Annotated in this window: 19 protein-coding genes; 4 read left to right on the forward strand and 15 right to left on the reverse strand. The window is 59.4% G+C overall.

The annotated features are described in order from the left end of the window. Nucleotides 1-9: 9 nt before the first annotated feature. The 5 genes from AACR93_RS13650 to AACR93_RS13670 form a co-directional block, all read right to left on the reverse strand. Nucleotides 10-3,054: an efflux RND transporter permease subunit gene (locus AACR93_RS13650; RefSeq protein ID WP_043849703.1), complete on the reverse strand. Its 3,045-nt coding sequence runs from the start codon at nucleotides 3,052-3,054 to the stop codon at nucleotides 10-12. Nucleotides 3,055-3,056: 2 nt separating this feature from the next. Further along, nucleotides 3,057-4,043, reverse strand: a complete 987-nt coding sequence (locus AACR93_RS13655; protein ID WP_197077924.1) for an efflux RND transporter periplasmic adaptor subunit — start codon at nucleotides 4,041-4,043, stop codon at nucleotides 3,057-3,059. Nucleotides 4,044-4,219: 176 nt separating this feature from the next. After that, nucleotides 4,220-4,849: a TetR/AcrR family transcriptional regulator gene (locus tag AACR93_RS13660; RefSeq protein ID WP_043849705.1), complete on the reverse strand. Its 630-nt coding sequence runs from the start codon at nucleotides 4,847-4,849 to the stop codon at nucleotides 4,220-4,222. Nucleotides 4,850-5,063: 214 nt separating this feature from the next. Next, the gene (locus AACR93_RS13665) at nucleotides 5,064-5,327 is read right to left on the reverse strand and encodes a hypothetical protein (protein WP_050490107.1); all 264 of its coding nucleotides are present in this window, start codon (nucleotides 5,325-5,327) and stop codon (nucleotides 5,064-5,066) included. Nucleotides 5,328-5,812: 485 nt separating this feature from the next. Further along, nucleotides 5,813-7,537 carry a proline--tRNA ligase gene (locus AACR93_RS13670; RefSeq protein ID WP_043849706.1) on the reverse strand — a complete coding sequence of 575 codons (1,725 nt, stop codon included), beginning with the start codon at nucleotides 7,535-7,537 and terminating at the stop codon, nucleotides 5,813-5,815. A gap of 550 nt (nucleotides 7,538-8,087) precedes the next feature. On the opposite strand from AACR93_RS13670, the gene rlmD reads away from it, so the two are divergent. Continuing rightward, complete coding sequence (gene rlmD, locus AACR93_RS13675; protein ID WP_043849707.1) at nucleotides 8,088-9,440, forward strand: 23S rRNA (uracil(1939)-C(5))-methyltransferase RlmD; 1,353 nt, start codon at nucleotides 8,088-8,090, stop codon at nucleotides 9,438-9,440. 80 nt (nucleotides 9,441-9,520) lie between these two features. Here rlmD and AACR93_RS13680 read toward each other — a convergent pair whose 3' ends face one another. Genes AACR93_RS13680 through AACR93_RS13690 form a run of 3 tightly spaced genes read right to left on the reverse strand, consistent with a single transcriptional unit; the run spans nucleotide 9,521 to nucleotide 13,000 of the window. Continuing rightward, nucleotides 9,521-10,090 (reverse strand): PqiC family protein, encoded by a 570-nt coding sequence (locus tag AACR93_RS13680; protein WP_043849708.1) that lies wholly within the window; start codon nucleotides 10,088-10,090, stop codon nucleotides 9,521-9,523. Next, entirely contained in the window at nucleotides 10,087-11,736 is a 1,650-nt protein-coding gene (gene pqiB / locus AACR93_RS13685) for an intermembrane transport protein PqiB (RefSeq protein ID WP_043849709.1), read from the reverse strand. Before pqiB ends, AACR93_RS13680 begins: the two co-directional genes overlap by 4 nt. Continuing rightward, nucleotides 11,729-13,000, reverse strand: a complete 1,272-nt coding sequence (locus AACR93_RS13690) for a paraquat-inducible protein A (RefSeq protein ID WP_042032577.1) — start codon at nucleotides 12,998-13,000, stop codon at nucleotides 11,729-11,731. The genes pqiB and AACR93_RS13690 overlap by 8 nt, the downstream gene beginning before the upstream one ends. Nucleotides 13,001-13,178: 178 nt before the next feature. Here AACR93_RS13690 and hfq point away from each other — a divergent pair, with 178 nt between their 5' ends. Next, the gene (hfq, locus tag AACR93_RS13695) at nucleotides 13,179-13,538 is read left to right on the forward strand and encodes an RNA chaperone Hfq (protein WP_005335772.1); all 360 of its coding nucleotides are present in this window, start codon (nucleotides 13,179-13,181) and stop codon (nucleotides 13,536-13,538) included. 132 nt (nucleotides 13,539-13,670) lie between these two features. On the opposite strand, the gene AACR93_RS13700 is transcribed toward hfq, so the two are convergent. The 6 genes from AACR93_RS13700 to AACR93_RS13725 form a co-directional block, all read right to left on the reverse strand. After that, nucleotides 13,671-14,261 carry an HAD family hydrolase gene (locus AACR93_RS13700; RefSeq protein WP_043849710.1) on the reverse strand — a complete coding sequence of 197 codons (591 nt, stop codon included), beginning with the start codon at nucleotides 14,259-14,261 and terminating at the stop codon, nucleotides 13,671-13,673. Nucleotides 14,262-14,327: 66 nt separating this feature from the next. Beyond that, nucleotides 14,328-15,431 (reverse strand): EAL and HDOD domain-containing protein, encoded by a 1,104-nt coding sequence (locus tag AACR93_RS13705; protein WP_043849711.1) that lies wholly within the window; start codon nucleotides 15,429-15,431, stop codon nucleotides 14,328-14,330. A 4-nt stretch (nucleotides 15,432-15,435) separates the two neighbouring features. Beyond that, nucleotides 15,436-17,076, reverse strand: coding sequence for a sensor domain-containing diguanylate cyclase (locus AACR93_RS13710; RefSeq protein WP_043849712.1), 1,641 nt, complete (start codon nucleotides 17,074-17,076; stop codon nucleotides 15,436-15,438). Nucleotides 17,077-17,317: 241 nt separating this feature from the next. After that, the gene (locus AACR93_RS13715) at nucleotides 17,318-19,351 is read right to left on the reverse strand and encodes an exoribonuclease II (RefSeq protein WP_043849713.1); all 2,034 of its coding nucleotides are present in this window, start codon (nucleotides 19,349-19,351) and stop codon (nucleotides 17,318-17,320) included. Nucleotides 19,352-19,450: 99 nt separating this feature from the next. After that, nucleotides 19,451-20,350 carry a LysR family transcriptional regulator ArgP gene (locus tag AACR93_RS13720; protein ID WP_043849714.1) on the reverse strand — a complete coding sequence of 300 codons (900 nt, stop codon included), beginning with the start codon at nucleotides 20,348-20,350 and terminating at the stop codon, nucleotides 19,451-19,453. A gap of 205 nt (nucleotides 20,351-20,555) precedes the next feature. Further along, nucleotides 20,556-21,194, reverse strand: coding sequence for an acyl-homoserine-lactone synthase (locus tag AACR93_RS13725; RefSeq protein WP_043849715.1), 639 nt, complete (start codon nucleotides 21,192-21,194; stop codon nucleotides 20,556-20,558). A gap of 61 nt (nucleotides 21,195-21,255) precedes the next feature. On the opposite strand from AACR93_RS13725, the gene AACR93_RS13730 reads away from it, so the two are divergent. Together AACR93_RS13730 and lysE are read left to right on the forward strand one after the other, a co-directional pair. Continuing rightward, nucleotides 21,256-22,038 (forward strand): LuxR family transcriptional regulator, encoded by a 783-nt coding sequence (locus AACR93_RS13730; RefSeq protein WP_041209188.1) that lies wholly within the window; start codon nucleotides 21,256-21,258, stop codon nucleotides 22,036-22,038. Between the two features lie 218 nt (nucleotides 22,039-22,256). Beyond that, nucleotides 22,257-22,865 carry an L-lysine exporter gene (gene lysE / locus AACR93_RS13735; RefSeq protein ID WP_043849716.1) on the forward strand — a complete coding sequence of 203 codons (609 nt, stop codon included), beginning with the start codon at nucleotides 22,257-22,259 and terminating at the stop codon, nucleotides 22,863-22,865. Nucleotides 22,866-22,923: 58 nt separating this feature from the next. Here the strand turns inward: lysE and AACR93_RS13740 are convergent, their stop codons facing one another. Then, nucleotides 22,924-24,933: a methyl-accepting chemotaxis protein gene (locus AACR93_RS13740; protein WP_043849717.1), complete on the reverse strand. Its 2,010-nt coding sequence runs from the start codon at nucleotides 24,931-24,933 to the stop codon at nucleotides 22,924-22,926. Between the last annotated feature and the right edge of the window lie 9 nt (nucleotides 24,934-24,942).

A 24,942-nucleotide genomic window follows, 5' to 3' on the forward strand; every position in this document is an offset into this window, starting at 1 on the left:
CAAAATCGATCATTGGTGTCCCCCTGCTTGGCCGCTTCTGCTGGCCATTTTTCCTTTCAGCCAGCTCTCCAGGTCGGCCACATAGCTGTAGACAACCGGCACCATCAGCAGGCTCATGGCGGTGGCTGACACTAACCCCCCTATTACGGCAATGGCCATCGGTTGGCGGAAGCTGGCATCCGCGCCAAAGCCCAGCGCAAGTGGCAGCAAACCCGCCGTCATGGCGACCGACGTCATGGTGATCGGCTGTGCCCGTTTATGACAGGCATCGAGCAGGCTCATCCCCTGCTGCCTGGCTACGATGGCAAAATCCACTACCAGTATCGAGTTCTTGGTGACGATCCCCATCAGCATGACCAGCCCGATGAGCGATGGCAGATTCAATTCGCCGTGGGTCAGCAGCAAGGCGGCAAAGGCGCCTCCCGCGGCCATCGGGACGGCTGAGAGGATGGTCAGAGGCTGGAACCAATCCTTGAACAGCAGCACCAGTACCCCGTAAACGCAAAGCACACCCGCAATCATGGCGCCGCTCATGCCGGCAAACAGCTCGGCCTGGGTCTCTGCATCGCCAGACTCCAGCAGCCGTACCTGTTCCGGGCGATCCTGCAGAGCAGGCAGCGCTTTGGCCGCTTTCAGGGCATTGCCCAAGGCATAACCCCCCAGATCTGCCGTCAGCGTGACCTGACGTTCGCGATCAAATCTGTCTATTTGTGATGGGCCGCTCTCCAGCCCAATCTTGGCTACGTTGCCAAGAGGAACCAGTCCGGTGCGACCCGGCACGCGCAGCGCCGCGATAGCCTCAAGGTTCTGGCGCATCTCCCCGCGCAACAGCACCCGGATATCCAGTTGTCGCTGTTCCAGATTCAGTTTGGAGAGCGAGGACTCGCGATCTCCTGCCAGCGCGACCCGCAAGGTGTCGCCAATGGCCTGGGTTGTCACACCGCTCTCGGCAGCTTGATCGGCATCGGGTCGGATGACTACATCTTGCCGCTCCAGACTGGCTGTCGAGGTCACGTTGTGGAGAAATGGCAAGCCACGTAGCTGTTGTTCCAGCTGTTTGGCGCTATTCATCAGCGCGTGTGTATCTGAGCTGGAGAGCACCAGCTCGAGTTTTTCACCCGAGCCACCGCTGCTAAATGAGAAGCGGGCACCGGGAACATCAGCCAACCGCTGCCGCATGGCCAGCTCGATCTCCCTCTGTTTCGGACGTTCCCCACGCTCGGCAAGCACGACGACCAGGCTGGCAAAGCGTACTTCACCGGGATCATTGGCCGAGGCATTGCCGGCATAGGAGAACATGGACTTCACGCCTTCAGTGCCAATCAGCGCATTTCTGGCCTCCTCGGCCATCTCCATGGTTTGATTGATGCTGGCTCCCGGAGGCAGCTCAATGCTGATGGTGGTGCTACCCCGATCAGCCGGTGGAATAAAGCCGGTAGGCAGCAGCGGCAACAGGGCGGCGGAGAGTACAAACAGACCGACCCCGATGAGCAAGGTCTTCAGACGATGATCGAGGCACCAGCGAGCCAGTCGCAGATAGAATTGCATGGTGAGGCCATCGTGCTCTTGCTGGTGCAGACCGGGTTTGATCAGCCAGACCGCCATCATGGGGGTGATGATGCGGGCGACCATGAAAGAGAGGCCGACGGCAATCACTATGGTCCAGCCAAATTGCTTGAATACCAGACCGGGGACACCACTCATCATGGCGGTGGGCAGGAACACCACGATCAGCGTGGTGGTAGTCGCCGCTACTGCCAGCGCAATCTCGTTGACCGCGTCTTCAGTGGCCTCCCGGGCACTTTTCCCCTTGTTCATATGGCGGGCGATGTTCTCGACCTCAACGATGGCATCATCGACCAGGATCCCGACCACGACCGCCAGCGCCAGCAACGTAATGGTGTTGAGCGTATAGCCTGCCCAGTGCATATAGGCGAAGGCCGGTATGATGGAGAGAGGGAGTGCGACCGCCCCGATCAGGGTGGCTCGCCAGTCGCGCAGGAACAGCCAGATTACCAGCACGGAGATAATGGCGCCCTCATAGAGCATGTGCATTGAACCTTCGTACTGCTCCTCGGTATGCTCGACCGTGCTGTTGACCCGTAGCAACTTGATATCGGGATATTTGTGCTGGATCTTCTGCAGCGCTTGCTCTACCCCTGCGGCAATGCGCACCTCGTCAAACCCCTTGGTGCGCCAGAGTTGAAATCCCACCGCAGGTTTGCCATCCAGCATGGCCGACTGGGTTCTGTCGGCAGTTGTATCCTGGACGGTCGCGATCTCGTCCAGACGGATTTTGCGTCCATCACTCAGCACCACAGGCAGGGCGCGCAGCTGGTCGGCTTGCTGTACCGTCGCCAGGGTTCGCACACTCTGCTCAGCCCCACCCATCTGACCCCGTCCGCCGGATGACTCCTGCTGGACACTGCGTAGCGCGCGCGATACATCAGCCGCAGTGGCCCCCAGCCCGGAGAGACGAATGGGATCGACTTCGATGCGCACTTCCCGGCGCACGCCACCGATCCGGGTGAAATCTGTGATGCCGGGAACGGCTTGCACCGCCTTGGCCAGTTCGTTGTCAACCAGCCACGACAGGGCCTCTTCACTCATCTTGTCGCTGGCAATGGCATAGGTGAGCATGGCGCCTCCTGGTCCCGCGATTACCTTGCTGACGATAGGCTCCTGCAGGTCATCGGGCAGATCGTTGCGGATCCGATCCACCGCATCCTTGGTGTCGGACAAGGCTTCATTCAGATTGCGCTCCAGATCAAAGGTCACCGTGATGGTGACCACTCCATCGTTAATTTTGGTGGTCATGTGGCGCAGACCACGTACGGTCGCCAACGAATCTTCCACCTTTTTGGCGACATCGGTTTCCAGCTGGGAGGGGCTGGCGCCCGGCTGACGGAGTTCCAGTTTGACGGTCGGTAAATCGAGATCCGGCAAATCCTGGATCCCCAGCTTCTGGAAGCCGGCCACGCCGGCCAGGGTCAGCATGATAAACAGCAGGATGGAGGGAATGGGGTTGCGGATCGACCAGGTTGCCAGATTCATGGTTACTCCTTGCCTTTGGCGGTCATGACGCGAATGGCTTCACCATTGTTGAGGAACCCGGCCCCTTTGAGGGCAATCAGGTCGTTTTCCCGGATGCCCCGGGTGATTTCGACGGCATTGTTGCGGCGCAGGCCCACGGTGACCTCCTGCATATAGGCCTTGCCATCGTCGATGCGGAAAACGACGCTGCGGCCATCCCGGATCAACAGCGCCTGTGCCGGGATGGTCAGTGCCTGCCGTTTCTCGACTTCAATTTGGCCACCGATATACATGGCCGACTTGGCACCGCTGCCCGGCAGGATATCGACATAGGCAGTACCCATCCGGCTGTTGTTGTCGAGTGCGCCAGCCAGCTGCCTGACTTGCCCTTCCGTTCTGGTGCCGGATGGCAGGAGCAAGGAGACATGCTGGCCTGGCTTGACTTGCTCCATCTTGGCGGCGGTCAGTTCGGCGCGCCACTCAAGGCGATTTTGCCGTATGAGCCGAAACAGTTCTGTGCCTGTGGCTGGTACCTGCCCCAACGTGGCATTGCGAGCAGTAATAAGACCATCATCCGGCGCAATGATGCGGGTATCGTCCAGACGCACCTGCTGACTGGTCAGTGATGCCTTGGCAGATAGCTCCTGCGCCTGAGCCAGCTTGAGCTCGGTTTCCACTTTGAGCAGATCCTGATCGCTGACACTCTTTGCCTGATAGAGCCTGCGCATGCGCTGGGCATTGGCCAGGTTTTGCTGCAGGCTCGCCTCGGCCTTGATGAGCTCGGCTTGGGCTCGCTGCACATCTGCTCTGGCGATCCTGTCATCCAGCCGAGCCAGCATGGTGCCTCGAGTGACCAGATCACCGACAGCGGCGTTGATCTCCACCACCGCCATGTTGCCGCTATTGGCACTGACGATGGCCTCCTGCCAGGGGGTAACAACGCCCATTGCCGGAATGATGTCAGGCCAGAGCTGCCGCAGTGGTGTCACCGTCGTGATTGCCGTCGCCATTTTGTTTTCTGCGGCATCACTTATTAATGGGGTCAGACATAGTTGAGCGATGATTAACATGAACAAAGGATGTCGCATAATTTAGAGGCTCCACGCAGTGGCCAATATGGCAATCATGTTATGCCACGATGATTACCGGTCATATTATTTGGTGATGGATTAAATAAATAATAAATTTAGCTGGTCGCTGGTGAAGCTGATTCAGGATGGGTAATTCCGGCAAGGAATATTGAAAATACCCCCGGAGCCTGCTTCTGGAGTTGTTCCATATCCTCGGCAATGACGGCCTGCATAATCAAACCTTGCAGCATACCGATGAATAATGTCGCCGCAGCATCCATATCCAGAGTTGATGGAAATTCATGGTTTGCAATCCCTTGCTGCATTAATTTAATCAACATCGCCCGATAACGTAATAACAATGTCTTGGCAATCGCTCTGGTTGGCGAGGCTCGGCTCTTTTGCAGCTCGCCAAACATCATTCTCGGAATACCGGGGTGATGAGCGGCAAATTCAGTGTGCGTCACAAACATGGCTTCCAGTGCAGCCGGTGCCGACTCGATACCCTCTATGGCACGTTCGAGACGGGAGAGCAGGGTGTTGGCGATCCACTCCATCACCGTCTGGAAGATGGCATCCTTGGTGGGAAAATGTTTGAACAGGGCCCCCTGGGTGAGCCCCATGTGCTGCGCAATGATGGTGGTGGTGAGCTCCCCGGGGTGATGCTTGGCCAGCAGTGTGATGACCGTCTGGATCGTGGCGGCTTGCCGCTCTTCGCTCGGTAAATGCTTGGGATGACGCGCCATCTGGTCTGGTCTCGAAGTAAAGTAATTCGCCTATTACTTAGCATCAATCTCTGTACGTTTTTTGTCAAGCAAGCCACATCGACAAAAACATAACCACATGAAATAGAAGGTTTTTTATATACAGCATCGTTTCTCCATTCTGGCTATGATGAGCTTTGCCAGCGGTTGAGCGGACTGGACTATCGTCACCATGTTTCACGGGTGATGGGGTACATCAAGAGATGATGGAGATGAACTCCTTGATGTCTTCACTGTGCAGAGTTAACGACCAGAGGGCACGATGCTGGTCTGAGCTGAGGCCATCGGTATATATAATTGTGCTGTCTTGAATATGAATATGGTTACGGTGTGCTTCCATTTGCAGTCCCGTCGTTGGAAACCAGATATGTATAATTCCCGATGTAATAAAGGTAAATTGAGCAAAAAGTTCATTTTCGCCGACCAGTCTGAAGGTTCTCTCAATCACTTTGACTTGCATATATCCTCCCGGTTAAAAAACGCAATTGATATTTGGGTCAAGAGATAGTCCTGAAATTAACGAGAGACAATAGAATGTGGTGCTGATTGTGAGAGCGCTCACGGGTGGTGAAAAAGTAATTGCGGGGGCTCACTTGGGGGTTTCATGGTAATTAAGGGCATGCTAGGCAGATATTTCTGTTAAATAACGGTTATATATCGCAGCACGACTGGATTGCTCCACAGTTTATTTACGCAGAGCCATATTGAGCACATGGCAGGGGGATTTCCGGTATTTCCCGCCAGATCACCCCAACATAGCGACACCTCCTTACCAGAGCAGGTGGCGCGGTTTGGCGGTCAGGAGTCAGGAGTCAGGAGACAGTGCAGGAGGATACCCGGCATCCTGACGTAACAGGGCCATCCGTGAGAGATCAATAAAAAATGCCAGTCAGCATTGGCTGACTGGCACCATTTTGAGTACGTTCGTTAACGCGGCTTTGGGGCTTAGCGGCCCAGCTTGGCCTTGATCATGGTGACGATGTCGCTGATGGCCACTTCCTGCTTCTCGCCGGTGCGGCGGCACTTGTACTCCACCACGCCATTGTCCATGCCGCGTTCGCCGATGACGATGCCGTGCGGCACGCCCAGCAGCTCCATGTCGGCGAACATCACGCCCGGGCGCTCTTTACGGTCGTCGAACAGCACGTCGACACCGGCCGCTTTCAGCTCGGCGTAGAACTGCTCGGCCAGTTCGGCAACGCGCACGGACTTGTGCATGTTCATCGGCACGATGGCCACTTCGAACGGTGCGATGGCGTCCGGCCAGATGATGCCGTACTGGTCGTTGTTCTGCTCGATGGCGGCAGCCACCAGACGGGAAACCCCGATACCGTAGCAACCCATCTCCATGGTGACGGACTTGCCGCCTTCGTTCAGCACGCTCGCCTTCATCGCTTCGGAGTACTTGGTACCCAGCTGGAAGATGTGGCCCACTTCGATACCGCGCTTGAGCAGCAGCTTGCCCTGGCCGCACGGGCTCGGGTCGCCTTCTACTACGTTGCGGAGGTCGGCAACTTCGTAAGCGGTGATGTCGCGATCCCAGTTGGCACCGGTCAGGTGGAAACCGGTCTCGTTGGCGCCGCAGACAAAGTCCGCCAGATGGGCGGCACTGCGATCGACGATGATGCGACCGGCAAAGCCGACCGGGCCGATGGAGCCTGCATCGCAACCGGCGGCCGCTTTGATCTGCTCGTCGTTGGCGAAGGTCAGCGGGTTGGCCACGCCAGCCAGCTTCTCGGCCTTGATTTCGTTCAGCTCGTGGTCGCCACGCAGTACCAGCGCGATGACGGCCTGCTTGCCGTGCTCATCTTCCTCTGCCAGTACCAGCAGGGTCTTGGCGATGGCGGTCGGCGCCACGTTCAGGAAGGCAGCCACTTCGTCGATGGTGTGGACGTTCGGGGTGGCAACCTTGGTCAGGGCTTTGGTTGCGGCAGCGCGCTCGCCAGCCGGCGCCAGCGCTTCGGCCATCTCGATGTTGGCGGCGTAATCTGATGTATCGGAGAAGGCGATCAAGTCTTCACCGCTCTCGGCCAGCACCTGGAATTCGTGGGAGCCGGTACCACCGATGGAGCCGGTATCGGCCTGCACCGGACGGAAGTTCAGACCCATGCGGGTGAACGCCTTGCAGTAGGCCGCGTGCATCTTCTCGTAGGTATCGACCAGAGACTCTTTGTCGATGTGGAAGGAGTAGGCATCCTTCATCAGGAATTCGCGGCCACGCATCACGCCGAAACGGGGGCGCACTTCGTCGCGGAACTTGGTCTGGATCTGGTAGAGGTTGAGCGGCAGCTGCTTGTAGCTGTTCACTTCGTAACGCACCAGCGCAGTGATCACCTCTTCGTGGGTCGGGCCCAGCACGAAGGGACGATTGTGGCGGTCGGTCAGACGGCACAGCTCGGGACCGTAGTCATCCCAGCGGCCGGACTCCTGCCACAGCTCGGCGGGTTGCACCACCGGCATGGAGACTTCGATGGCACCAGCATTGTTCATCTCTTCGCGAACAATGTTCTCGATTTTCTTCAGTACCCGCAGACCGGTTGGCAACCAGGCATACATGCCGGAGGCCAGTTTACGGATCATCCCGGCGCGCAGCATCAGCTGGTGGCTGACAACTTCAGCGTCGGAGGGGGTTTCCTTGAGAGTGGAAAGCAGATATTGGCTGGTACGCATCGCGGTAGACCTTAGCTAGAACGGGCGCGGGGCCCAGGATAATTTCAAGGGCGGAATTTTAACAGGCTGGGCGTTGCGGCCCAAGGGCTAAATTTGCCGCAGCCGCGAAAGGGCGGCGCGGGCTGGCCATCTTGCGCGGATCGGAGGGGATGCCCGACTGGCCATCACCGGCTTGCCGGAGACGCATGTGACCGCAATTGGCTTGGTATAAGTAAAAGTTTGGCCATTTTGGCAAAACCCATAAATTTTATTTATACCGCGTAGTTTGGCCCTGCAACGGGCCGCAGCTTGCCAGTGAGGGCTCGCTAGGGGGATTGGCCGATCCTGACGGTGCCGCTCTTGCCGCAACCCGCGGGAACGGGGGCTGGCGGGGCCTTGCCCATGGGCCATTTGGCCGGGCTGCAAAAGCGGGGCGGGTAGTACCACAACCATTGGGCTTTTAATGCCTGCAATTTGGCCGGATCTCCGCTAAACTCTGCCACCTTTTCGTGACGGGTCGGCCAAACCGGCCCCGTCGCCCCCTCTTTTATTTGTACTTTTGGAGCCGCTCATGCCGCTAGTGGGACATCAACACCAGATCGAGATCCTGGAACTGACCGACAAAGGAGATGGCAAAGGACGCCTGTTCGACCGCCCCCTGTTTGTCGAAGGTCTGCTGCCGGGTGAGCAGGCGTTGGTCGAACTGACCGAGGTGAAGCCCAACTACCTGCACGGCAAGGTCGCCGAGCTGCTCCAGCCCTCCGCCGACCGGGTAGCCGACTTCTGCCCCAACACCGAGTGCGGTGGCTGTCAGGTGCGCCCGCTGGCCTATCCGGCTCAGCTCAAGCTCAAGCAGAGTCTGGTGCAGAGCGCCCTGGAGCAGGTCGGGCTGGGTGATGCCGTTGTCAATCCCATCCTCGGTATGGAGACCCCGTTCGCCTATCGCAACAAGGCGCAGTACGCGGTGCGCGGCTGTGACGCCGGTGCCGAGATCGGTTTTTATCGCAAGCACTCCCACGACCTCATCACCGCCGATGATTGCGCGGTGCAGGATTCGCTGCACGTGGAGCTGAACGCCCGGGTGCGCAACTGGATGCGCGCGCACGACATCGCGGCCTATGACGAAGTGAACCACACCGGCTGTGTGCGCAACCTGATGACCCGCAAGGGCTTCAAGAGCGGTGAGCTGATGGTGGTGCTGGTGACCCTGAGCGAGGAGCTGCCGTTCGAAGCCGAGCTGCTGGCGGCCCTGCAAGATCTGCCGATCACTACCCTGGTGCAGAACATCAACGAAGCGCGTACCAACCGCATTCTGGGCGACAACAACCGGGTGCTGCTGGGCAGCGGGGTGATCCGCGACAAGATCCACGAACTCGAATTCGAGATCTCGCCGCTCTCCTTCTTCCAGAACAACCCGAGCCAGACCGATGTGCTCTACTCCAAGGCGCTGGAGTATTGCGAGCTGACTGGCAACGAGACGGTGTTCGACATCTATTGCGGTATCGGCACCATCTCCCTGTTCCTGGCTGGCAAGGCCGCCAAGGTAGTGGGGATCGAGTCGGTGGAGAGCGCCATCAGCGACGCCCGTCGCAATGCAGCTCTCAACGGCATCGAGCAGACCGAGTTCCACGTCGGCAAGGCGGAGCAGCTGATGCCTGCCCTGCACGCCGAAGGGGTGAGCGCTGATGTGGTGGTGATGGATCCGCCGCGCAAAGGCTGTGACAAGGCCGTATTGCAGACCCTGGTGGCCATGGCGCCGCGCCGTCTGGTCTATGTCTCCTGCAACCCGCAGACCCTGGCCCGCGATCTCGCCTGGCTGGTCAAGCAGGGCTTCGTGCTGGACGAGGTGCAGCCGGTCGATATGTTCCCGCACTCCATGCACGTCGAAGCCGTCGCTCGCCTGAGCCTGCCCGCCAAGGCATAAGTCGCCTCTGACTTGCGCCCATAAAAAAACGACGCCAACAGGCGTCGTTTTTTCTATCTGATGCTCGCAGCTTGCGGTGTTCAGCCCTGCTTGCGTACCTCGTCGGCAATCTGGTCGAGCAGCTGTTGCCAGCCCAGACCCAGCTCGCTCACCAGCGCGTTGTAGCCATCGGCCGGTAGCACCCGCACCTGATTGAAGGGGGCTTCACGCAGTACCGAGCCATCTTCCGCCAGCATGCGCCAGCGCCCGCTCAGCACGGCGCGGCCATCGTGACGACCCTGAAATCGCTCGACCAGTATGGTCAGCACCGGGCCCTTGCGGCCGCCATCCTGACGGACGACCCAGCCCGGCAGGCGGGTGGAGAGGCCGTTGAGGGTGAGCTGGTTGAGCTGATCGTCGAGCGAACCGGCCCAGCGGTGGTACTCGGTGAAGTGGAGCTCCTGCCCCTCCAGCTGATAGACCAGACTGATCCGGTCGAGCTGGCCCGCCAGCGCGATGGGGCGCAGCACCAGCTGGTGCTGCGGGGTAACCGGCGCCGCTGCCGGTTGCTGGCTGTCGGCGGCGAGGGAGTAGTAGTGCAGCGCTGGCTGGGTGCCGCTGCACCCGGCCAGCAGGCCGGTCAGCGCCAGCGTCAGGATGAACTTTTTCATGGTGTGCCTCGCTTGGGTTCAGGGTCCCGGGGACGGACGCGATCGAAGATCAGCGAACTCGGCTGCTCGTTGAGAGAGTGCACCAGCGGCTGCAGCTCGCGCATCAGCTGGTTGAGGGTCTGCACCGACTGACGCAGATCCTGATTGGTTTGCGACTGGGCATCATAAGCCTGCAGGGTCTCCTGCAACTGCTTGAGGCTCTCGTTGAGCGACGCTGGCAACTGCTGGGTGGAGTCCTTGGCGGTGAGCTTGTCCAGATTGGCGCTGACTGCGCTGATGTTCTTCAGGGTGCCATCCAGCGTCGAGAGCGAGCTGTTGACCTTGGTCAGGGTGGTGGCCATATCCATGTCGACAAACTTGTCGAGGATGAGGTTCACCTTGCGCTCGATCTGATCCAGCCCGCCCTGCACGGTCGGGAAGACCTGATAGCCGGCCAGCTTGACCTGATCGAAGCGGGGCGCCGTGGGGTAGAAGTTGAGATCGATGATCTTGCCGCCGGTCAGCAGGCTCGAGGTCTTGAGGCTGGCACGCAACCCCTCCTTGAACTGTTTGCTGAACAGGGCGCGCCACTGATCTTTTTCCGCCTTGGCATAACGGTGGGAGAGACGCTGCACCTCGATGCGGGCCAGTACCGGGATCTGGCGGTTCTGGAAGATGCGAACCCCCTTCTCCTCGATCATGTAGGGCGCCGAGATGACGGTGCCGACCCGGATGCCGCGATACTGCACCGCTGCGCCCGGATGGAGGCCCGCCACGTTGTCGTCGAACAGGAAGACGTAGTCGATGAACTGATCCAGACTACCGGCCAGCACGCTCGCCTCATCCTGGAACAGGGTGAACTCCTCGTGCTGCTTGACCGGATCACCCGGAGACCAGCCGGCAGGCAGGCCCATGGTGATGCCGCCGTCGATCAGGCTCTCCAGCGAATCCATCTTCACCTTCATCCCTTCGCTGCTCATGGAGACCTCGAAGCCCGGGGTCAGCCAGAAACGGGAGTTGCTGTTCACCAGAATGTCGTAAGGAGCGTGGATGAAGATTTGATACTGCATCTCGCTCTTTTCAGGCAGGAACTTCGCCTCTTCCACCTGACCTATGGTGAAGCCCTGATAGTTGATGGGCGAGCCCTCGCCAAGTGCCTTGGCTTCACGGCTGGAGAGGGTGAGGCGCAGCCCTTTGGCATCCAGCGAGGCGAGCGGCGGCTTGTCGAGCATGGCGTACTCGTCGCGCGCCTTGCCCTTCTTGCCGGGGGCGAGTTCGATATAGGCGCCGGAGAGCAGGGTGCTGAGACCCGATACCCCTTCGCGACCCACTCTGGGTTTGACCACCCAGAACTTGCTGTCGCCGCGCAGCATGCTGGCGGCGTCGTTGGTCAGGCGGCCCTTGAGCACGGCGTGGCTGTAGTCATCGCTCAGCTGGACGGCATCGATGCGGCCGACGGTGACCTCGCGCGAGCGGATCTCCGTCTTGCCTGCCACTATGCCTTCGGCGGTGGCGACTGTCAGGGTGAAGCTCGGGCCCTGGGAGTACCAGTGCTGGAACAGCATCCAGAGACCGATGAACAGTGCCAGCAGGGGCACCATCCAGATTGCGGCGGCGGAGCTCAGAAAGTCAGAGCCCGGTTTCCACCTTGTTTTACGCTCACTCACGTTCGCGTTCTCCTTGTTGTAAATCCCAGATCAGGCGCGAGTCGAAGCTCATGGCGGCGACCATGGTGATCAGCACCACGCCTGCAAATGCGACGGCCGCAGGGCCGGGGTAGATGGTCATCAGGTTGTCGAGCCGGATCAGGCCCGCCAGAATGGCCACCACGAAGACGTCGATCATCGACCAGCGTCCGACAAATTCGGTCATGCGATAGAGCTTGAGCTTGCCGAGCGGCGACTCGGCATGGCCGCTCTGCACCATGTAACAGAGCCAGAACAGCGCCAGGATCTTCACCAGCGGCACGACCACGCTGGCAAAGAAGATGACGGCGGCGATGGGGTAGGAGCCCATCGCCCAGAGCAGCACCACGCCGCCGAGGATGGTGGAGGGGCTGTCATCGCCGAGAAAGACGGTGTCCATAATCGGGTAGACGTTGGCCGGAATGTAGAGAATGGCCGAGGTGATGAGCAGGGCCCAGGTGCGGTTCAGGCCGCCCGGTTTGCGGGCATGCAGCTTGCCGCCGCAGCGCTGGCAGCTGTGGCTGCCCGCCTCGCTCAGGGCGCCGCAGATATGGCAGCCCACCAGACCCGATGCCATGGCGCCCGCTTCGGGATCCAGTTCACGCTGCTCGGTCGGGCCGAACAACCGTTGCCAGAGCCACATCCGATCCAGCGACGAGATGGTCTTGATGAGCAGGATGGTGTAACCGACGAAGGCCCAGAACGAGAGGCCCATCTGGATGTCGGCCATCCCCATCAGCTTGACCAGCGAGATGAGCACTCCCACCAGAAAGACATCCACCATCAGCCAGGGCTTGATGCGGCAGAGCAGGCGGCCGAGAGAGCGCAGGGCATGGCTGTGCAGGTCTTTGTCGAGGCGCCACAGTACCAGCATGATGGAGCCGATATAGACCAGCGGCAGACCGATCAGGGTGATGCTGAGTACGGCGCTGAGAAACAGATACCCTTCGTCCACCAGAGTCGAGATGCACTGGAGAAAGGTCATCTCCTGCCCGATCCCCTTGGCCGAGAAGGACATGAAGGTAAAGGAGTTGGAGAGCACAAACATGATGAGCGCTGCAAACCCGTAGGAGATGGGACGCAGCTCCTGCTGTGGCAGATGCTGGCTCAGGGTGTGACCGCAGCGGGGGCAGTGGCTGGCTTCGCCCACCGCCAGCGGTGTGGCCGGGATCAGCAGGTCACACTCTTCGCAGGCGGTGTCGTCATGAACGTAGGTGGTATGGTGTTGGTGTGAAACCGGATGCAAGATAAAACCCCAGATTAGGCTCGCGAGAGAACCAGAGGGGCGATTATCGCAGTTGTACCGGTCAGCGACCAGTCCTGCGGCGGTGCGATTTGCGGGGCGGTGTGTGAGAATGACTTTGACAAGCCAGTGGCCATTTAGCACAATCAAACGCCACTTTTTTTCCGCGGGACAATAATTTATGACAACTGAATCCCCAAGCTACTCCACGATTGAGCAAGCCTTCTCCCTCGGGAACGGGCAAGATTCTGCCCTCAACTGGTTGCGTAAAAACCGCAGTCAGGTCGCCATTTTCCTGGTGAGCGGCATCAAGCTGGAGGGCACCATCAGCGGGTTTGACCAGTACAGCGTGCTGCTGACCGATGCACACGGCAACCAGCAGCTGGTCTACAAGGCCAAGATCTCCACCATCGCCATGCACACCGGCCGTCCGCAGGTGAACATCCAGCGTGCTCGCAAGCCGCGTGTCTCCATGGCGCCGCGTCCCCACGGTGCGCCGGGTCGCTATGACGACAATCAGGGCGGCGGCAACAACGAGTAATCGTACGTCACTGCCTGTCCGTTGACCGCCTGCTGCGTCAACGGCTGACGGGAGTTCCGCTCATTCTCCATCCTGTCCCGTATGAGCGCGGACTCCCGTTATCGCCCTGCCAGGGCGATAACTTTCATCTCATCAGAAGTCGATCCCTACCGGTTTACCCTCTTTGACCATGCAGGTCTGCATCCCGGCAGCCTCGCCCGCCTGTACGCCGATCCCGGTATCTTCAAACACCAGACAGTCTGACGGCGCGACCCCCAACTTGCTGGCGACCAGCAGGAAGGTGTCCGGATTGGGCTTGTGCAGCTCCACGTCGTCGGCCGTCACCACCACCTGAAAATAGCGATCCAGCCCGGTATTGCGCAGCACCGCTTCGGCATTGACCCGGGGTGAGCCGGTGCCAATCCCCATCGGGATGGTGCCGTGATAGCGATCTAGCAGTGTCTGCATGGCCGGAAACACCGTCGCCTTGTGCAGGTTGGCCACATAGTGGGCGGTCTTGCAGCGGGTCACCTCGAGCGGATCGAGGGGGATCTGCTGCTCTTCGGCGACCAGCAGCGCGATCTTGCGGCTCGGCATGCCACCCAGTTCATAGAACCAGTCGGCATCGAAACGAAAGCCAAACTCACGGGCAGTGTGCTCCCAGGCGGCGAGGTGCAGCGGCATGGAGTCGACCAAAGTGCCATCAAGGTCAAAGACCAGGCCTTGGAATCCGGAAAGGGTCATGGTGCGGGGTCTGTCTATGAAAAAAGGGAGCCCATTCTAGCCAGTGGCTCCCCGGCTCGCCATCACCTAGCTGGTGAGAAACGCTTGCCCCCACATTTGTGCCTGAAAATAGATGGGGGTGAGTCTGGCCGGATCGAGCTGGTAGTGTGGGGCCAGCTGTGCCAGCAGAGCCCAGTTGCCCTGCTCGTAGGTGTTGACCAGCTGGAACAGGTGAAACAGCGGCCCCTCGCGCAGCTCGATAGCCCGTTTGACGTTAGTTGGCAGGTGGCGCTTCATCTCCTCCGACAGCAGGGAGGCATCCTGCACCAGCCCGACCAGAAAGGCCCAGCTGGCGTCAGCTTTACCGAGCGCCGTGAGGGCGATGAGCTCGCAGAAGCGGCCGCGAGCGATGGCCATCCGGGTACAGGCTTCGGGCATGTGCTGGCTGGCCCGGGCCAGCCCGTTGATCAGCACGAACTTGCGGATCTCCTGCTCCCCCAGATAGGAGAGGGCGCGGGGCACCGAGGTGATGGGGGTGGCGTGATCGAAACCGGGGGCGTTGACATAGGTGAGCAGCAGGCCCGGCAGCCAGGCATCCTGCTCCAGCAGGCGGGCGACCTGAGCAAACGAGAACTCTTCGTGGCAGATGAGCTGGAGGATCTGCTGTACCAGTGCCATGTCGGGCTGCTGGGCGCGCTGGTTGACCAGCTCGGGACGGGCGAGAAAGCCGCCGGCGAAGAAATCGACCCCCGCCTCCCGCAAGGGGAGAAAGTCCTCCCACGCCTCGACGTTCAGCGCCATCCGCTTGTGATCGGTGGGCTGGCAGATCCCCTCTTCCCCCGTCCAGAACACCAGCAGGCGGCTTGCGCCGAGCCAGCGGGCATCGCGATTGGCGCCATGCACGGCGAGTCTGCGTCGGCTGTCGCGCCACTGTTCCAGCACCGGAAAGGAGGTGGGTAGCCGTTCGCTGGATGCCTCGATCAGCGGGATGGTCTCCTGAGCAAACAGCAGGGGGCGTTGCTCATCGAGCTGTTCGTGGTTGAAGGGGAGCAGATATTGGCGCCCCTGCGCCAGCAGGTGGCTATGTTGGGCCAGTGCGGGCCATTCGGCCGGTGAGCTGAGCTGATAGTCGATGCCGTAGGCCACCAGAGCCAGGCGACGGTTGAAGATGGGATAGCGACGCAACAGCATGGGATCACCGATAAGCCAGTGTGCGGGCCCTCCCTTCTGATTTGGCGTGGTAGAGTGCCTGGTCGGCCTGTTCGGTCAGGCTCTGCCATGCCTCGTCCTGGGAGGGGACCAGATAGCTAAAGCCTATGCTAACCGTAATGAAATCAGCAACTCGGGATGCTGGATGTGGCAGGTGCAGGCGGGCTAGTCCCTCGTGAATCCGCTCCGCCAGCTGCTCCGCTTCACCGGGTTGCGGTGCGCAGAGCAGGATGACGAACTCCTCCCCGCCATAGCGAGCCACCAGATTGGTGCGGCGGCGCTCCGCTTCCTGCAGCACCCGGGCCACCTGCTGGAGGCACTCATCCCCCTTGGCGTGGCCAAAGTGATCGTTGTAACCCTTGAACTCGTCTACATCGATCATCAGTACGGCCAGCAGGCTCTGGGTACGTCTTGCCCACTCCCACTCCCGTTGCATGGTGATATCCCACTGGCGCCGGTTGGCGATGCCGGTGAGGGGATCTTCCAGCGACAGCAGGGAAAGGCGCCGGTTGGCCTCCTCCAGCGCACGGTTGGTCTCGGCCAGCTGCATGGTGCGTTCGGCAACCCGCTCCTCCAGCTCGCGATTGAGCCGCTCCAGCTGCTCCTGGGTGCGCTGGCGGATCAGCAGTTGTGACAGGATGGCGGCGTACTGTTTGAAGATTTCGCTCTGATAGGCTTTGAGGGGGCGGTGCCACAGCAGGTTGTCGGCGGCGATCCAGCCGATGGGGATGGCGCCATCCCAGAGCGATACCATGGCATTCCAGCCCTGTCCCACCTGCTGTTTCTCGTAGTAGAGAGGGGTATCTTCGAGCACCAGCACGTAATCCTTGCGCTTGAGCGCCTCCTGCACCGTGGGGTGATCCGGGATGGGGCTGACAAAATCGTGTTCGTCTACCAGCTCTCCCTCTTCACTGGTGCCCCAGGTGCCACGCATGGTCTTGCCGTCGGGCTCGATGAGAAAGATGGCGACCCGGTCAAATTGCAGCTCCTTGCGTGCCAGCAGCACGGCATCACGCAGTAACTGGTTCTCGCTGCGGCTGCGGGATAGAGTGACGCTGACCATGTGCAGCGCCTGCAGCATGGTGAGGAAGGAGCCCTGCAGCGCCTGGCTCTGCACCAGATCGGTCTGGGTATGCAGCCGCTGGTCCCGCTCCTGATCAACCTGATCTGCGAGCAGGTGGTTGCTCAGTTCGGCGGTCAGGTAGTGGATCAGCAGCTGGATCCCCTGGCGCTGATGGCGGGAGAGACGATCGATCCGGCGGTGGGTTTCGAGGTAGATGACCCCTTCCAGCTTCAGGTGACGTTTGAGGGGGAAGCAGGCGCGCAGGCGGGGAGGCTGGGGCTCCGATTCATCCCGCTCGTCCGGAGGCTGGTGGACCGGCTCGATCATCAGCTGGCCCTGATGAATGGCCTTGTCGATCAAGGTGTGGGGCAGGGGCAACGCATCCAGATGGGCGAGATCGAGCGTCGTCAGCCCCTGCTCCAGCTGGAAGCGGTAGAGTTTCGGTTCGGGGGATTTCAGCCAGAGATAGAGGTAGTCGGCATCTGTCTTGTCACGAATGGTAGCGAGGCTGACTTCGCATAACTGGGCAAAGTTGGTGAAGTGTTCCGGATCCCATTCCTGCATGCCAATATCCCTTTGGGTCTAACCCCGCGAGTATATATAGAGTCTGTTTAATTTATTGATTGAAATGTCAAAATGGAGATCCAGAGCCCAGATTTTGGCTCCTTTTATGGTGCGTGATGACGGGCTTTGCGTGGGGTGATTAACTGTTACGGGTAACAGCAATCAGTGGCAGGTTGGCAGGGAGATTTGAAGGGTTATGAAAAGAAGAGCCCGCACAGTGGCGGGCTCTGGAGAGAGGGATTTATTCCGCCTTGGCGGCTTCATCGGCCTGTGCCGCGGTGTTATCCGCACTGCTCTCGGCGACCGGCGCTTCCGGTGCCGGACCCGGTACCAGATCTACCGCCGGTTTGGCGATGAGAGAACGGGTCTCTTCCACCGCTTCGGTTAGCTTCACCTCGATGATTTGGCCCAGCTCGTAGACCACCTCGGTCTTGTCCAGATAGACGCGGCCATTGTCCCAGTTGCACTCCAGTCGATCCTTGTTGTCGAGGATATGACGGGCAGGCATGAAGACCACTGCGCCGTTCTCCTGCAGACGCAGCTTGAGACCGGCACGCATCACGTCGATGATCTCGGCGTTGAACACCTTGTCGGTGCCAGCATCGGCCTTGAGGTAGCGAACATAGAGCCAGTCGCCGATGTCACGCTCCACCATACGGTGCAGACGGCGGCAGGCGGTCAGATGCTCGGTGAGTTCGGTGCTCGGGCGTTCGCCAGGGGTCTTGCCGGCGATAACGGCTTTGAGCAGACGATGGTTGACCATATCGCCGTACTTGCGAATAGGTGACGTCCAGGTGGCGTAGGCATCCAGACCCAGGCCGTAGTGGGCACCTGGCTCGGAGGACATCAGCGCATAGCTCTGGAAACGGCGGATCTTGCCATCCAGCCAGCGGGTATCGAGGTTGTCGATCCAGCGGCGCAGGGCACAGAAGCCGGAGAGGCTGGCGATCTCGTCGCGCTCGAACGGGGCTTCGGCACTCTTCAGCAGGTCGATGGCGCCGTCGAGGGACTCTTCGTCAAAGCCGGTGTGAACGTTGAAGATGCCGTAACCGACGCTCTTGCCCAGCACGCGCCCGGCGCAGATGTTGGCGGCGATCATCGACTCTTCCACCATGCGGTTGGCGATGCGGCGTGGCTCGACGTGGATAGCCAGCACTTCGCCATTTTCGCCCAGCTCGAAGTCGTAGTCGGGTCTGTCCGGGAACACCAGGGCATGCTCGGTGCGCCACTTGATGCGCGCTTCGGTCATTGCCTTCATCAGCGGCAGCTGGGCCAGCACGCCGGCGTCGATGGCCAGCTCTTTGCCATGCTCAGCCCAGTCGGAGACGTCGTCATAGTTGAGACGGGCGTGGGAGCAGATGCGGGCGGCGAAGAACTCGGTCTCCTCCAGCAGCAGACCATCTTCGGCGACAAGCAGACGGGCGCACAGGGTGTTGCGCTCCTCGCCCTCCTTCAGGGAGCAGAGCTCGTCCGATAGGGTTCGCGGGATCATGGGTACGTTGCGGCCCGGCATGTAGACGGTGAAGGCGCGCTGGGCGGCCTCCTTGTCCAGCTCGCTCCCTTCGGCCACATAGGCGGTCGGGTCGGCGATGGCGACCAGCAGCTCCCAGCCATTATCCAGCTTGGTGATGGCCAGCGCATCGTCCATGTCCTTGGTCTTGGCACCGTCGATGGTGAAGAAAGGCACCTTGGTCAGGTCACGACGGGGCAGCTCCTCCTCTTCGATCACCTTCCACTCCGGCAGATCAGCCGGTTCGACCTGGGCCAGGTTGTGGCGCGCCAGCACCACCCACCAGGGCACGTTGTGATCTTCCTGAGCGGCGATCTTCTGGATGATCTCGGCAGAGAAGTTGCCGTCGACCAGCGCATGGCGTTTGAGGGTGGCGACCACCCAGTCCCCTTCCTTGAACTCTTTTTCGTCCAGACCCTTCTTGACGCGGGCCTTGATGGCATCCTTGATCAGCGGGTGGTCTGCGACCACGTTGAGGCGGTCGCGGAACATCTTGACCCGGGCCACGAAGCGGGTGACGGACTGCTCCAGCAGGGCATCCGGCTCGGCCACTTCCTTCTCTTTTTCGGTGCGGATCAGGGCGCTCACCCGGTCACCGTGCATCACCTTCTTCATGTAGGGAGGCGGCACGAAATAGCTGGTCTTCTCATCGACCTCCAGAAAGCCGAAGCCCCGATCGGAGGCGCGGATAACACCCTCTTTCTTGGGGATGTTTTCGCGGATTTGTTGCTTGAGCTGGGCCAGCAGCGGATTGTCTTGGAACATAAGTGAGGAACCTGAAGTGAAAACCTGGGTGGAGACCTGATGAAGGATCGCCCAGCACTATACGTTTTTAGCCCTGCAAAGCCAAGGTGAATGGCCTGCTCAGAGTGGTTTCAACTGCGATCTGGCATGGTCGATGAGACGTTGGGAGAGCTGCTTGTGTACCCCCTTTTCCAGCACCCAGCGGTGCCAGTAGAGGCGTTCTGTCAGGACGTGGTCGGGACTGAGGTTGATCAGTGATCCGCCAGCCAGCTGGCCTCTTATCTGCAACTCGGGGATGAGACAATAGGCCAGGCCCTGTTCAGCCATGGCGACGAAGGCCTCCGACGAGTGAACCGTGTGGCAGGGATAACCGCCGGGCTCCAGTCCGAAGTGTTGCGCCATAAAGCTGACATGCATGTCGTCGCGTTGATCGAAGGCCACTGCCGGAGCCTTGGCCAGCGCCTCCCGGGTCAGACCGTGGGGAAAGTGGCGCGCCACGAACGCGGGGCTGGCGGTAAGCAGATAGTTCATTTGACCGAGCTCGTCGACGCAGCAACCAGCCAGTGGCTGGGGGCTCAGGCTGACGGCGCCGAAGGCTTGGCCCTCGCGAACCTTGTCGAGGGTGCGGCTCTCGTCATCTACCAACAGATTGAGTTCGATGGGATGCTGCTCCAGCAAGGGAGCGATAGCGGGCAGAAACCAGGTGGCCAGGCTATCGGCATTGACGGCGATGCTGATCCGGATGGGGGCTTTTGGCGTGGCGGGGGCCAGTTCGCCGGCCAGCTCAAGTTCGAGCTGGTGCACCTGACGATAGTGAGCCAGCAGCTTTTCCCCCAGCGGGGTTGCCTGCAACGGCTGACTGCGTATGAGCAGCGGTTCGGCAAATTGCTGCTCCAGCTGCTTGATGCGTTGAGAGATGGCCGATTGGGTGATGTGCAGCGACCTAGCTGCCCGCTCGAAATTCTGCTCCTGCAACACGGCGTCCAGTGCCCGCAGCAGTTTGTAATCCAGCTCTTTCATCCCTCATCCTCCCCTCGGCGCAGAGCCCAACTCTACGTGACTGCGCCGGGGACAACAACGGCGAGAGATGGCGCCATTCTGGCGGTGCTGTGATATCTGACAGTGGTAGAGGAGCCTTTTGGGGCAGATACTGGGCTCGTCGCGCTGGCAGCCCGGCGCGGAGTCATGGCGAGCCATTTGTCCCGGGGCGGGCTCCCGGGATTTTTTATGCTTGAGGGGTCAGTTCAGGCTGCTGAGAATGGCTGTTTTGATAGTTACCCTTGAGTGGCTGTGATACTGCCCGGGCGAAACGTTCATCGAGATGAAAACGAATGCCAACTCCGCGAACAGCGCCCAGATCTACCGCCTGACGGTGACCAAGGCGTTCGATTGGAAGGCCAAGGCGTCGGAAAATGCGCTCTACCGGCAGGCTGACAACTGCGACCAGCTCGCGGATCCCGTGAGCGATTGCGAAAGCGTAAACTTCGCGAAAGATAACGCAGGTCAGCTCGTTGACTCCGCTTCCCATGCTGGGGGCACGGCTTGCATCTATGGCCAAACGGGTTAGCTCCCAGACATCGGAGCTGCGTGGCGCGTTTTCGCCAGCCAGTGCCGTCGGGAATATCGTTGGTAGCATGTAGGCTTCGGCACAGTTGAGCATGCGGATACAGCCGCAAACACCTTCGCTATCTTCGATCAGCACCCAGTGCGTATCTGGTGAATCGAAGCTGTCACGTTCCAGTCCACGACGCGATTCGACATCCCACCCGAGGCGTTCTGAAAAGACGCTGTTGCGAAAGCGATAGAGTTCGTTCTCCACCTCGTTTCGTGGGTGTTCTCTCATTTTTCCAGTGAAAACAAACATTATGAACTCTCCATTACTCTATTCAGCGTTATAATCGGGGCCTGGTCAGGGGGACTACCACATGAAACGCGACCAACTGCTTGAATACCTCGAACACTTCACATCGGCCACAGATGGCAACCGCTTGGCTGAGCTGATCGGGCGCTTCACTATTGAAATGGGTTATGACTACTATCGTTTTGCCTTGATCATTCCCATGTCGATGCAAAGACCGAAGGTTGTGCTGTTTAATCAGTGCCCTGACTCCTGGGTGCAGGCCTATACCGAAAACAACATGCTGGCATGCGACCCCGTGATTCAGCTGGCGCGCAAACAGACATTACCCATCTACTGGAATCGCCTTGATGAACGAGCCCGCTTTTTACAAGAGGGGAGTATGGATGTGATGGGCATGGCTGCCGAATTCGGGCTGCGCAATGGCCTCTCTTTCCCTCTTCATGGCGCTGCTGGCGAAAACGGCATTCTCTCTTTCATCACTTCCGAGCGGGCATCAAGTGACTTGCTGCTGGAGTCCTCGCCAGTCCTCTCCTGGATGTCCAATTACATCTTTGAAGCTGCTATACGGGTAGTGCGTTACAACATGGTGGAAACTTCGTACCCGGAGACTTTGACTGAACGCGAGACCGAGTGTCTTTTCTGGGCCAGTGAAGGGAAAACCTCGAGTGAAATTGCCTGCATTCTCGGCATTACCGAGCGCACGGTTAATTACCATCTCAATCAGGTCACCCGCAAAACAGGATCCATGAACCGCTATCAAGCGATTGCAAAAGGCGTCAGCAGCGGGATTCTGTTGCCCAACCTGGAACAGGTGGTCGTGACAAACTTTCCACTCGCACTGCAGTAAAACCCTACGACCTTGGTGGTAGCGATGGATTCTCCTGCTGCAATTGGAGGGTCACAATTGTCAGATCCTGTAATTGACAAGATGGCTTGATAAGAGAGTGGATATTCGAGATTAAGAAATCATTAGGAAAATGAATCAATCAGTAAATCCATGAATTTCTCTGGATAGACGCTCATCGTTATAGTGCCGTTCATTCCCAATTTCAGACGGTGCTTTTCATGTTCGCTACTACTCTGCAAGGCTTTACTCTTGGCCTTGCCATGATCATTCCCATCGGTGCCCAGAACGCCTTTGTGCTTAGCCGCGGCATTCATCGCAACCACCATCTGCTGACCGCAACGCTCTGCAGCTTCTGCGATCTCATCCTGATCGGGATCGGCGTATTTGGGGGGGCTACTGTCCTCTCAGCAAGCCCCATCGGGATGGCGCTGCTGACTTGGGGCGGTGTGCTCTTTCTCTCCTGGTTCGGCGTGCGATCCCTGCGCAGTGCCTGGCGTGGTTCTCAGGTTGGGCTTGCTAACTCGCCCCAGCAAATGGGGGCCAAAAGCGTGCTGGCGATGACGCTGGGCGTCACCCTGCTCAATCCCCATGTCTATCTCGATACCCTGATGTTGCTCGGCTCCGTGGGCAGTCAGGTGGCAGAGTCCTTGCGCCCGGCATTTGCCGCAGGTGCCATGCTGGCCTCGCTGGTATGGTTTTACTCACTGGCGCTGGGGGCTGCAGCTCTGGCCCCTTGGCTGGCAAAGGGGAGGGTGCAACAGGGGATCGATCTGCTGGTCGGCATCATCATGCTGATCCTAGCGCTGCAACTGGCCAGAGGGGGGTAACTCATCCAGATAAAAAGATGCCACTCGCGGGGAGTGGCATCTTGGTTGTTAAGAAGGATTAGACCCGGAACTGCGAAAGCAGCCGCTGTTGCAGCAGGCTGGCCTGATGCAGTGACGAGGCGAGTTGCAGACACTCCTGCGCCTCCTGTTCTCCGGTTTTGGCCTGCAGGCTGATGCCCGAGACTTTGTCGGAAGAGTGGCTGAGGGTGTGTGACAGCTGTCCGGTGGCGACGGCCACCTGCTGCACCATATCGGCCAGCTGATCGATGGCTCCTTGTACCTTGAACAGGATCTGCTTGGTGTTCTCGGAGTCTTGCATACCCGCTTCCACCGTCTTGAGATTGCGCTGCATCATCAGGTAGGCGGTCTCGGTTTGCTGCTGGATGCTGCTAATCACCTGGCTAATCTCGGCACTGGAAGCCGCTGTTCGGTTGGCAAGAGTGCGTACTTCGTCAGCTACAACCGCAAAGCCCCGCCCCATCTCCCCTGCTCGGGCCGCCTCAATTGCGGCATTGAGTGCCAGCAGATTGGTTTGTTCCGAGATACCGCTGATGGTGGAGATGATCTGGCCGATCTGACCCGCCTGTTCCTTGAGGGAATTGATCGCGATAGCGCACTCGCTCACCTCCTGTACCACACGCTGCATGCCCGCGCTGGCAGAGGCGACATACTGGCTGCTCTCGGTGGTCAGCTGGCGTACTTCATTGGCATTTTGGGCGGCCATGCTGCAGTTATCCGAGATTCCGGTGGCAACCTGTACCATCTCTTCACTGTCATGGTGCAGAGCCAGCGCGTGTTCGGCTGTCTGGCGGCTGCTCTGGCTGATGGCCTCCACTCGATTGACCGAGGTATGGACATGCTCGCTGATGTGCTGGTTGTTGTGCATCGTCGAGCTGATCATCTTCTGCAGCTTCTCGATAAAGCGATCCACGCTATTGGCGAGCGATCCGATCTCATCATCCCGCTTCAGGTTGATGCGCACGTTGAGATCGCCATCGCCTGCGGCTATATCCTCCATGCGTTTATTCACCTGGAGCAGCGGAGTGACCAGCTTGCGGGTCAGCCAGAAGCCACACAGGGTGACGATGACGAGGCTGAACACAAGGCCAGCCAGGATCAGAGTGTTGGTCTGGCCGATGATGCCATTGAGCTGGATAATCTGATCTTCCACGGTGGCATCGCCTTTTGCCTCGACATCGACCAGTTGTTGCGCTAGTCGATCTGCGCTTTGCTCATAGGCCGCCTGTTGTGTCTGATAACTGGCGAGGGCCGTTAGCCAGTTGGCCAGCAACTGTTTGTGGCGGGCCTGCAGCTCGCGGTATTGGCTCGACAGCGTATGGCCGCCGAATTCTCCGCTACCCTGTACATCGAACAGCCCCGTGGCCAGCATCCGGCTGGCGGCACTCTCATAAAATGTGATTGCCTCTTCCAGCTCCTTTTTGATGGCATCCGAGATGCCGAGTCTACGCATCTTTTCCATGGCGTAGAGTTGGCGCAAGAAGCCGATATTGGACTCCATACCTCCATCGGCAGCCTCCCATCGCGTTTCCAGACCGCCATTCCAGCTAATGGGTTGGTCGGGCGATTGCGTCAGGCCTTCCACTGCCTCATCACCGATGACCTCCATCTGTTCAGAGAGGCGGGCCAGTCGATCGGCATTATCGCGCAAGGATTGATCCACATCGGTATAGCTGCGATAGAGCGCCAGCAAGGCATCTTGCTGCTGTCGATAGTCCTGCTGCTGCTGCTGCATGATCTTGACTGCGGAGGGGTCGATGAGTTGCCCGTTGGCCACCCGCGTCAATGCATCATCGGTTGCAGCCTTGGCTGAATTCAGCTTGCCATTATCGAGTGGGATCCCGTTGAGCATCTTCTGGATTTGCAGTTGCTGGTGGCCCAGTTCGATGGAGCCTTCCATGGCGCCATCTGCAGTTTGCCAAGCTGCTCCCAATACATAGGAGAGCAGATTGGCCAGTCGCTGGCTGCCGTACCAGCCGACGATCCCCATGCCCAGCGTGCAGCCAAGCAATATGGTGAGGCCCAGATTTGAGGTCGTAACAATCTTCATGTGATGGCC

The organism is Aeromonas sp. L_1B5_3, from assembly GCF_963866575.1.
GTDB classification, from domain to species: domain Bacteria; phylum Pseudomonadota; class Gammaproteobacteria; order Enterobacterales; family Aeromonadaceae; genus Aeromonas; species Aeromonas jandaei.

Coding starts and splice junctions, on each gene's coding strand:
- AACR93_RS13650 (WP_043849703.1), bottom strand. CDS start 3,054: ATGAATCTGGCAACCTGGTCGATCCGCAACCCCATTCCCTCCATCCTG.
- AACR93_RS13655 (WP_197077924.1), bottom strand. CDS start 4,043: ATGGCGACGGCAATCACGACGGTGACACCACTGCGGCAGCTCTGGCCT.
- AACR93_RS13660 (WP_043849705.1), bottom strand. CDS start 4,849: ATGGCGCGTCATCCCAAGCATTTACCGAGCGAAGAGCGGCAAGCCGCC.
- AACR93_RS13665 (WP_050490107.1), bottom strand. CDS start 5,327: ATGCAAGTCAAAGTGATTGAGAGAACCTTCAGACTGGTCGGCGAAAAT.
- AACR93_RS13670 (WP_043849706.1), bottom strand. CDS start 7,537: ATGCGTACCAGCCAATATCTGCTTTCCACTCTCAAGGAAACCCCCTCC.
- rlmD (WP_043849707.1), top strand. CDS start 8,088: ATGCCGCTAGTGGGACATCAACACCAGATCGAGATCCTGGAACTGACC.
- AACR93_RS13680 (WP_043849708.1), bottom strand. CDS start 10,090: ATGAAAAAGTTCATCCTGACGCTGGCGCTGACCGGCCTGCTGGCCGGG.
- hfq (WP_005335772.1), top strand. CDS start 13,179: ATGACAACTGAATCCCCAAGCTACTCCACGATTGAGCAAGCCTTCTCC.
- AACR93_RS13700 (WP_043849710.1), bottom strand. CDS start 14,261: ATGACCCTTTCCGGATTCCAAGGCCTGGTCTTTGACCTTGATGGCACT.
- AACR93_RS13705 (WP_043849711.1), bottom strand. CDS start 15,431: ATGCTGTTGCGTCGCTATCCCATCTTCAACCGTCGCCTGGCTCTGGTG.
- AACR93_RS13710 (WP_043849712.1), bottom strand. CDS start 17,076: ATGCAGGAATGGGATCCGGAACACTTCACCAACTTTGCCCAGTTATGC.
- AACR93_RS13715 (WP_043849713.1), bottom strand. CDS start 19,351: ATGTTCCAAGACAATCCGCTGCTGGCCCAGCTCAAGCAACAAATCCGC.
- AACR93_RS13720 (WP_043849714.1), bottom strand. CDS start 20,350: ATGAAAGAGCTGGATTACAAACTGCTGCGGGCACTGGACGCCGTGTTG.
- AACR93_RS13725 (WP_043849715.1), bottom strand. CDS start 21,194: ATGTTTGTTTTCACTGGAAAAATGAGAGAACACCCACGAAACGAGGTG.
- AACR93_RS13730 (WP_041209188.1), top strand. CDS start 21,256: ATGAAACGCGACCAACTGCTTGAATACCTCGAACACTTCACATCGGCC.
- lysE (WP_043849716.1), top strand. CDS start 22,257: ATGTTCGCTACTACTCTGCAAGGCTTTACTCTTGGCCTTGCCATGATC.
- AACR93_RS13740 (WP_043849717.1), bottom strand. CDS start 24,933: ATGAAGATTGTTACGACCTCAAATCTGGGCCTCACCATATTGCTTGGC.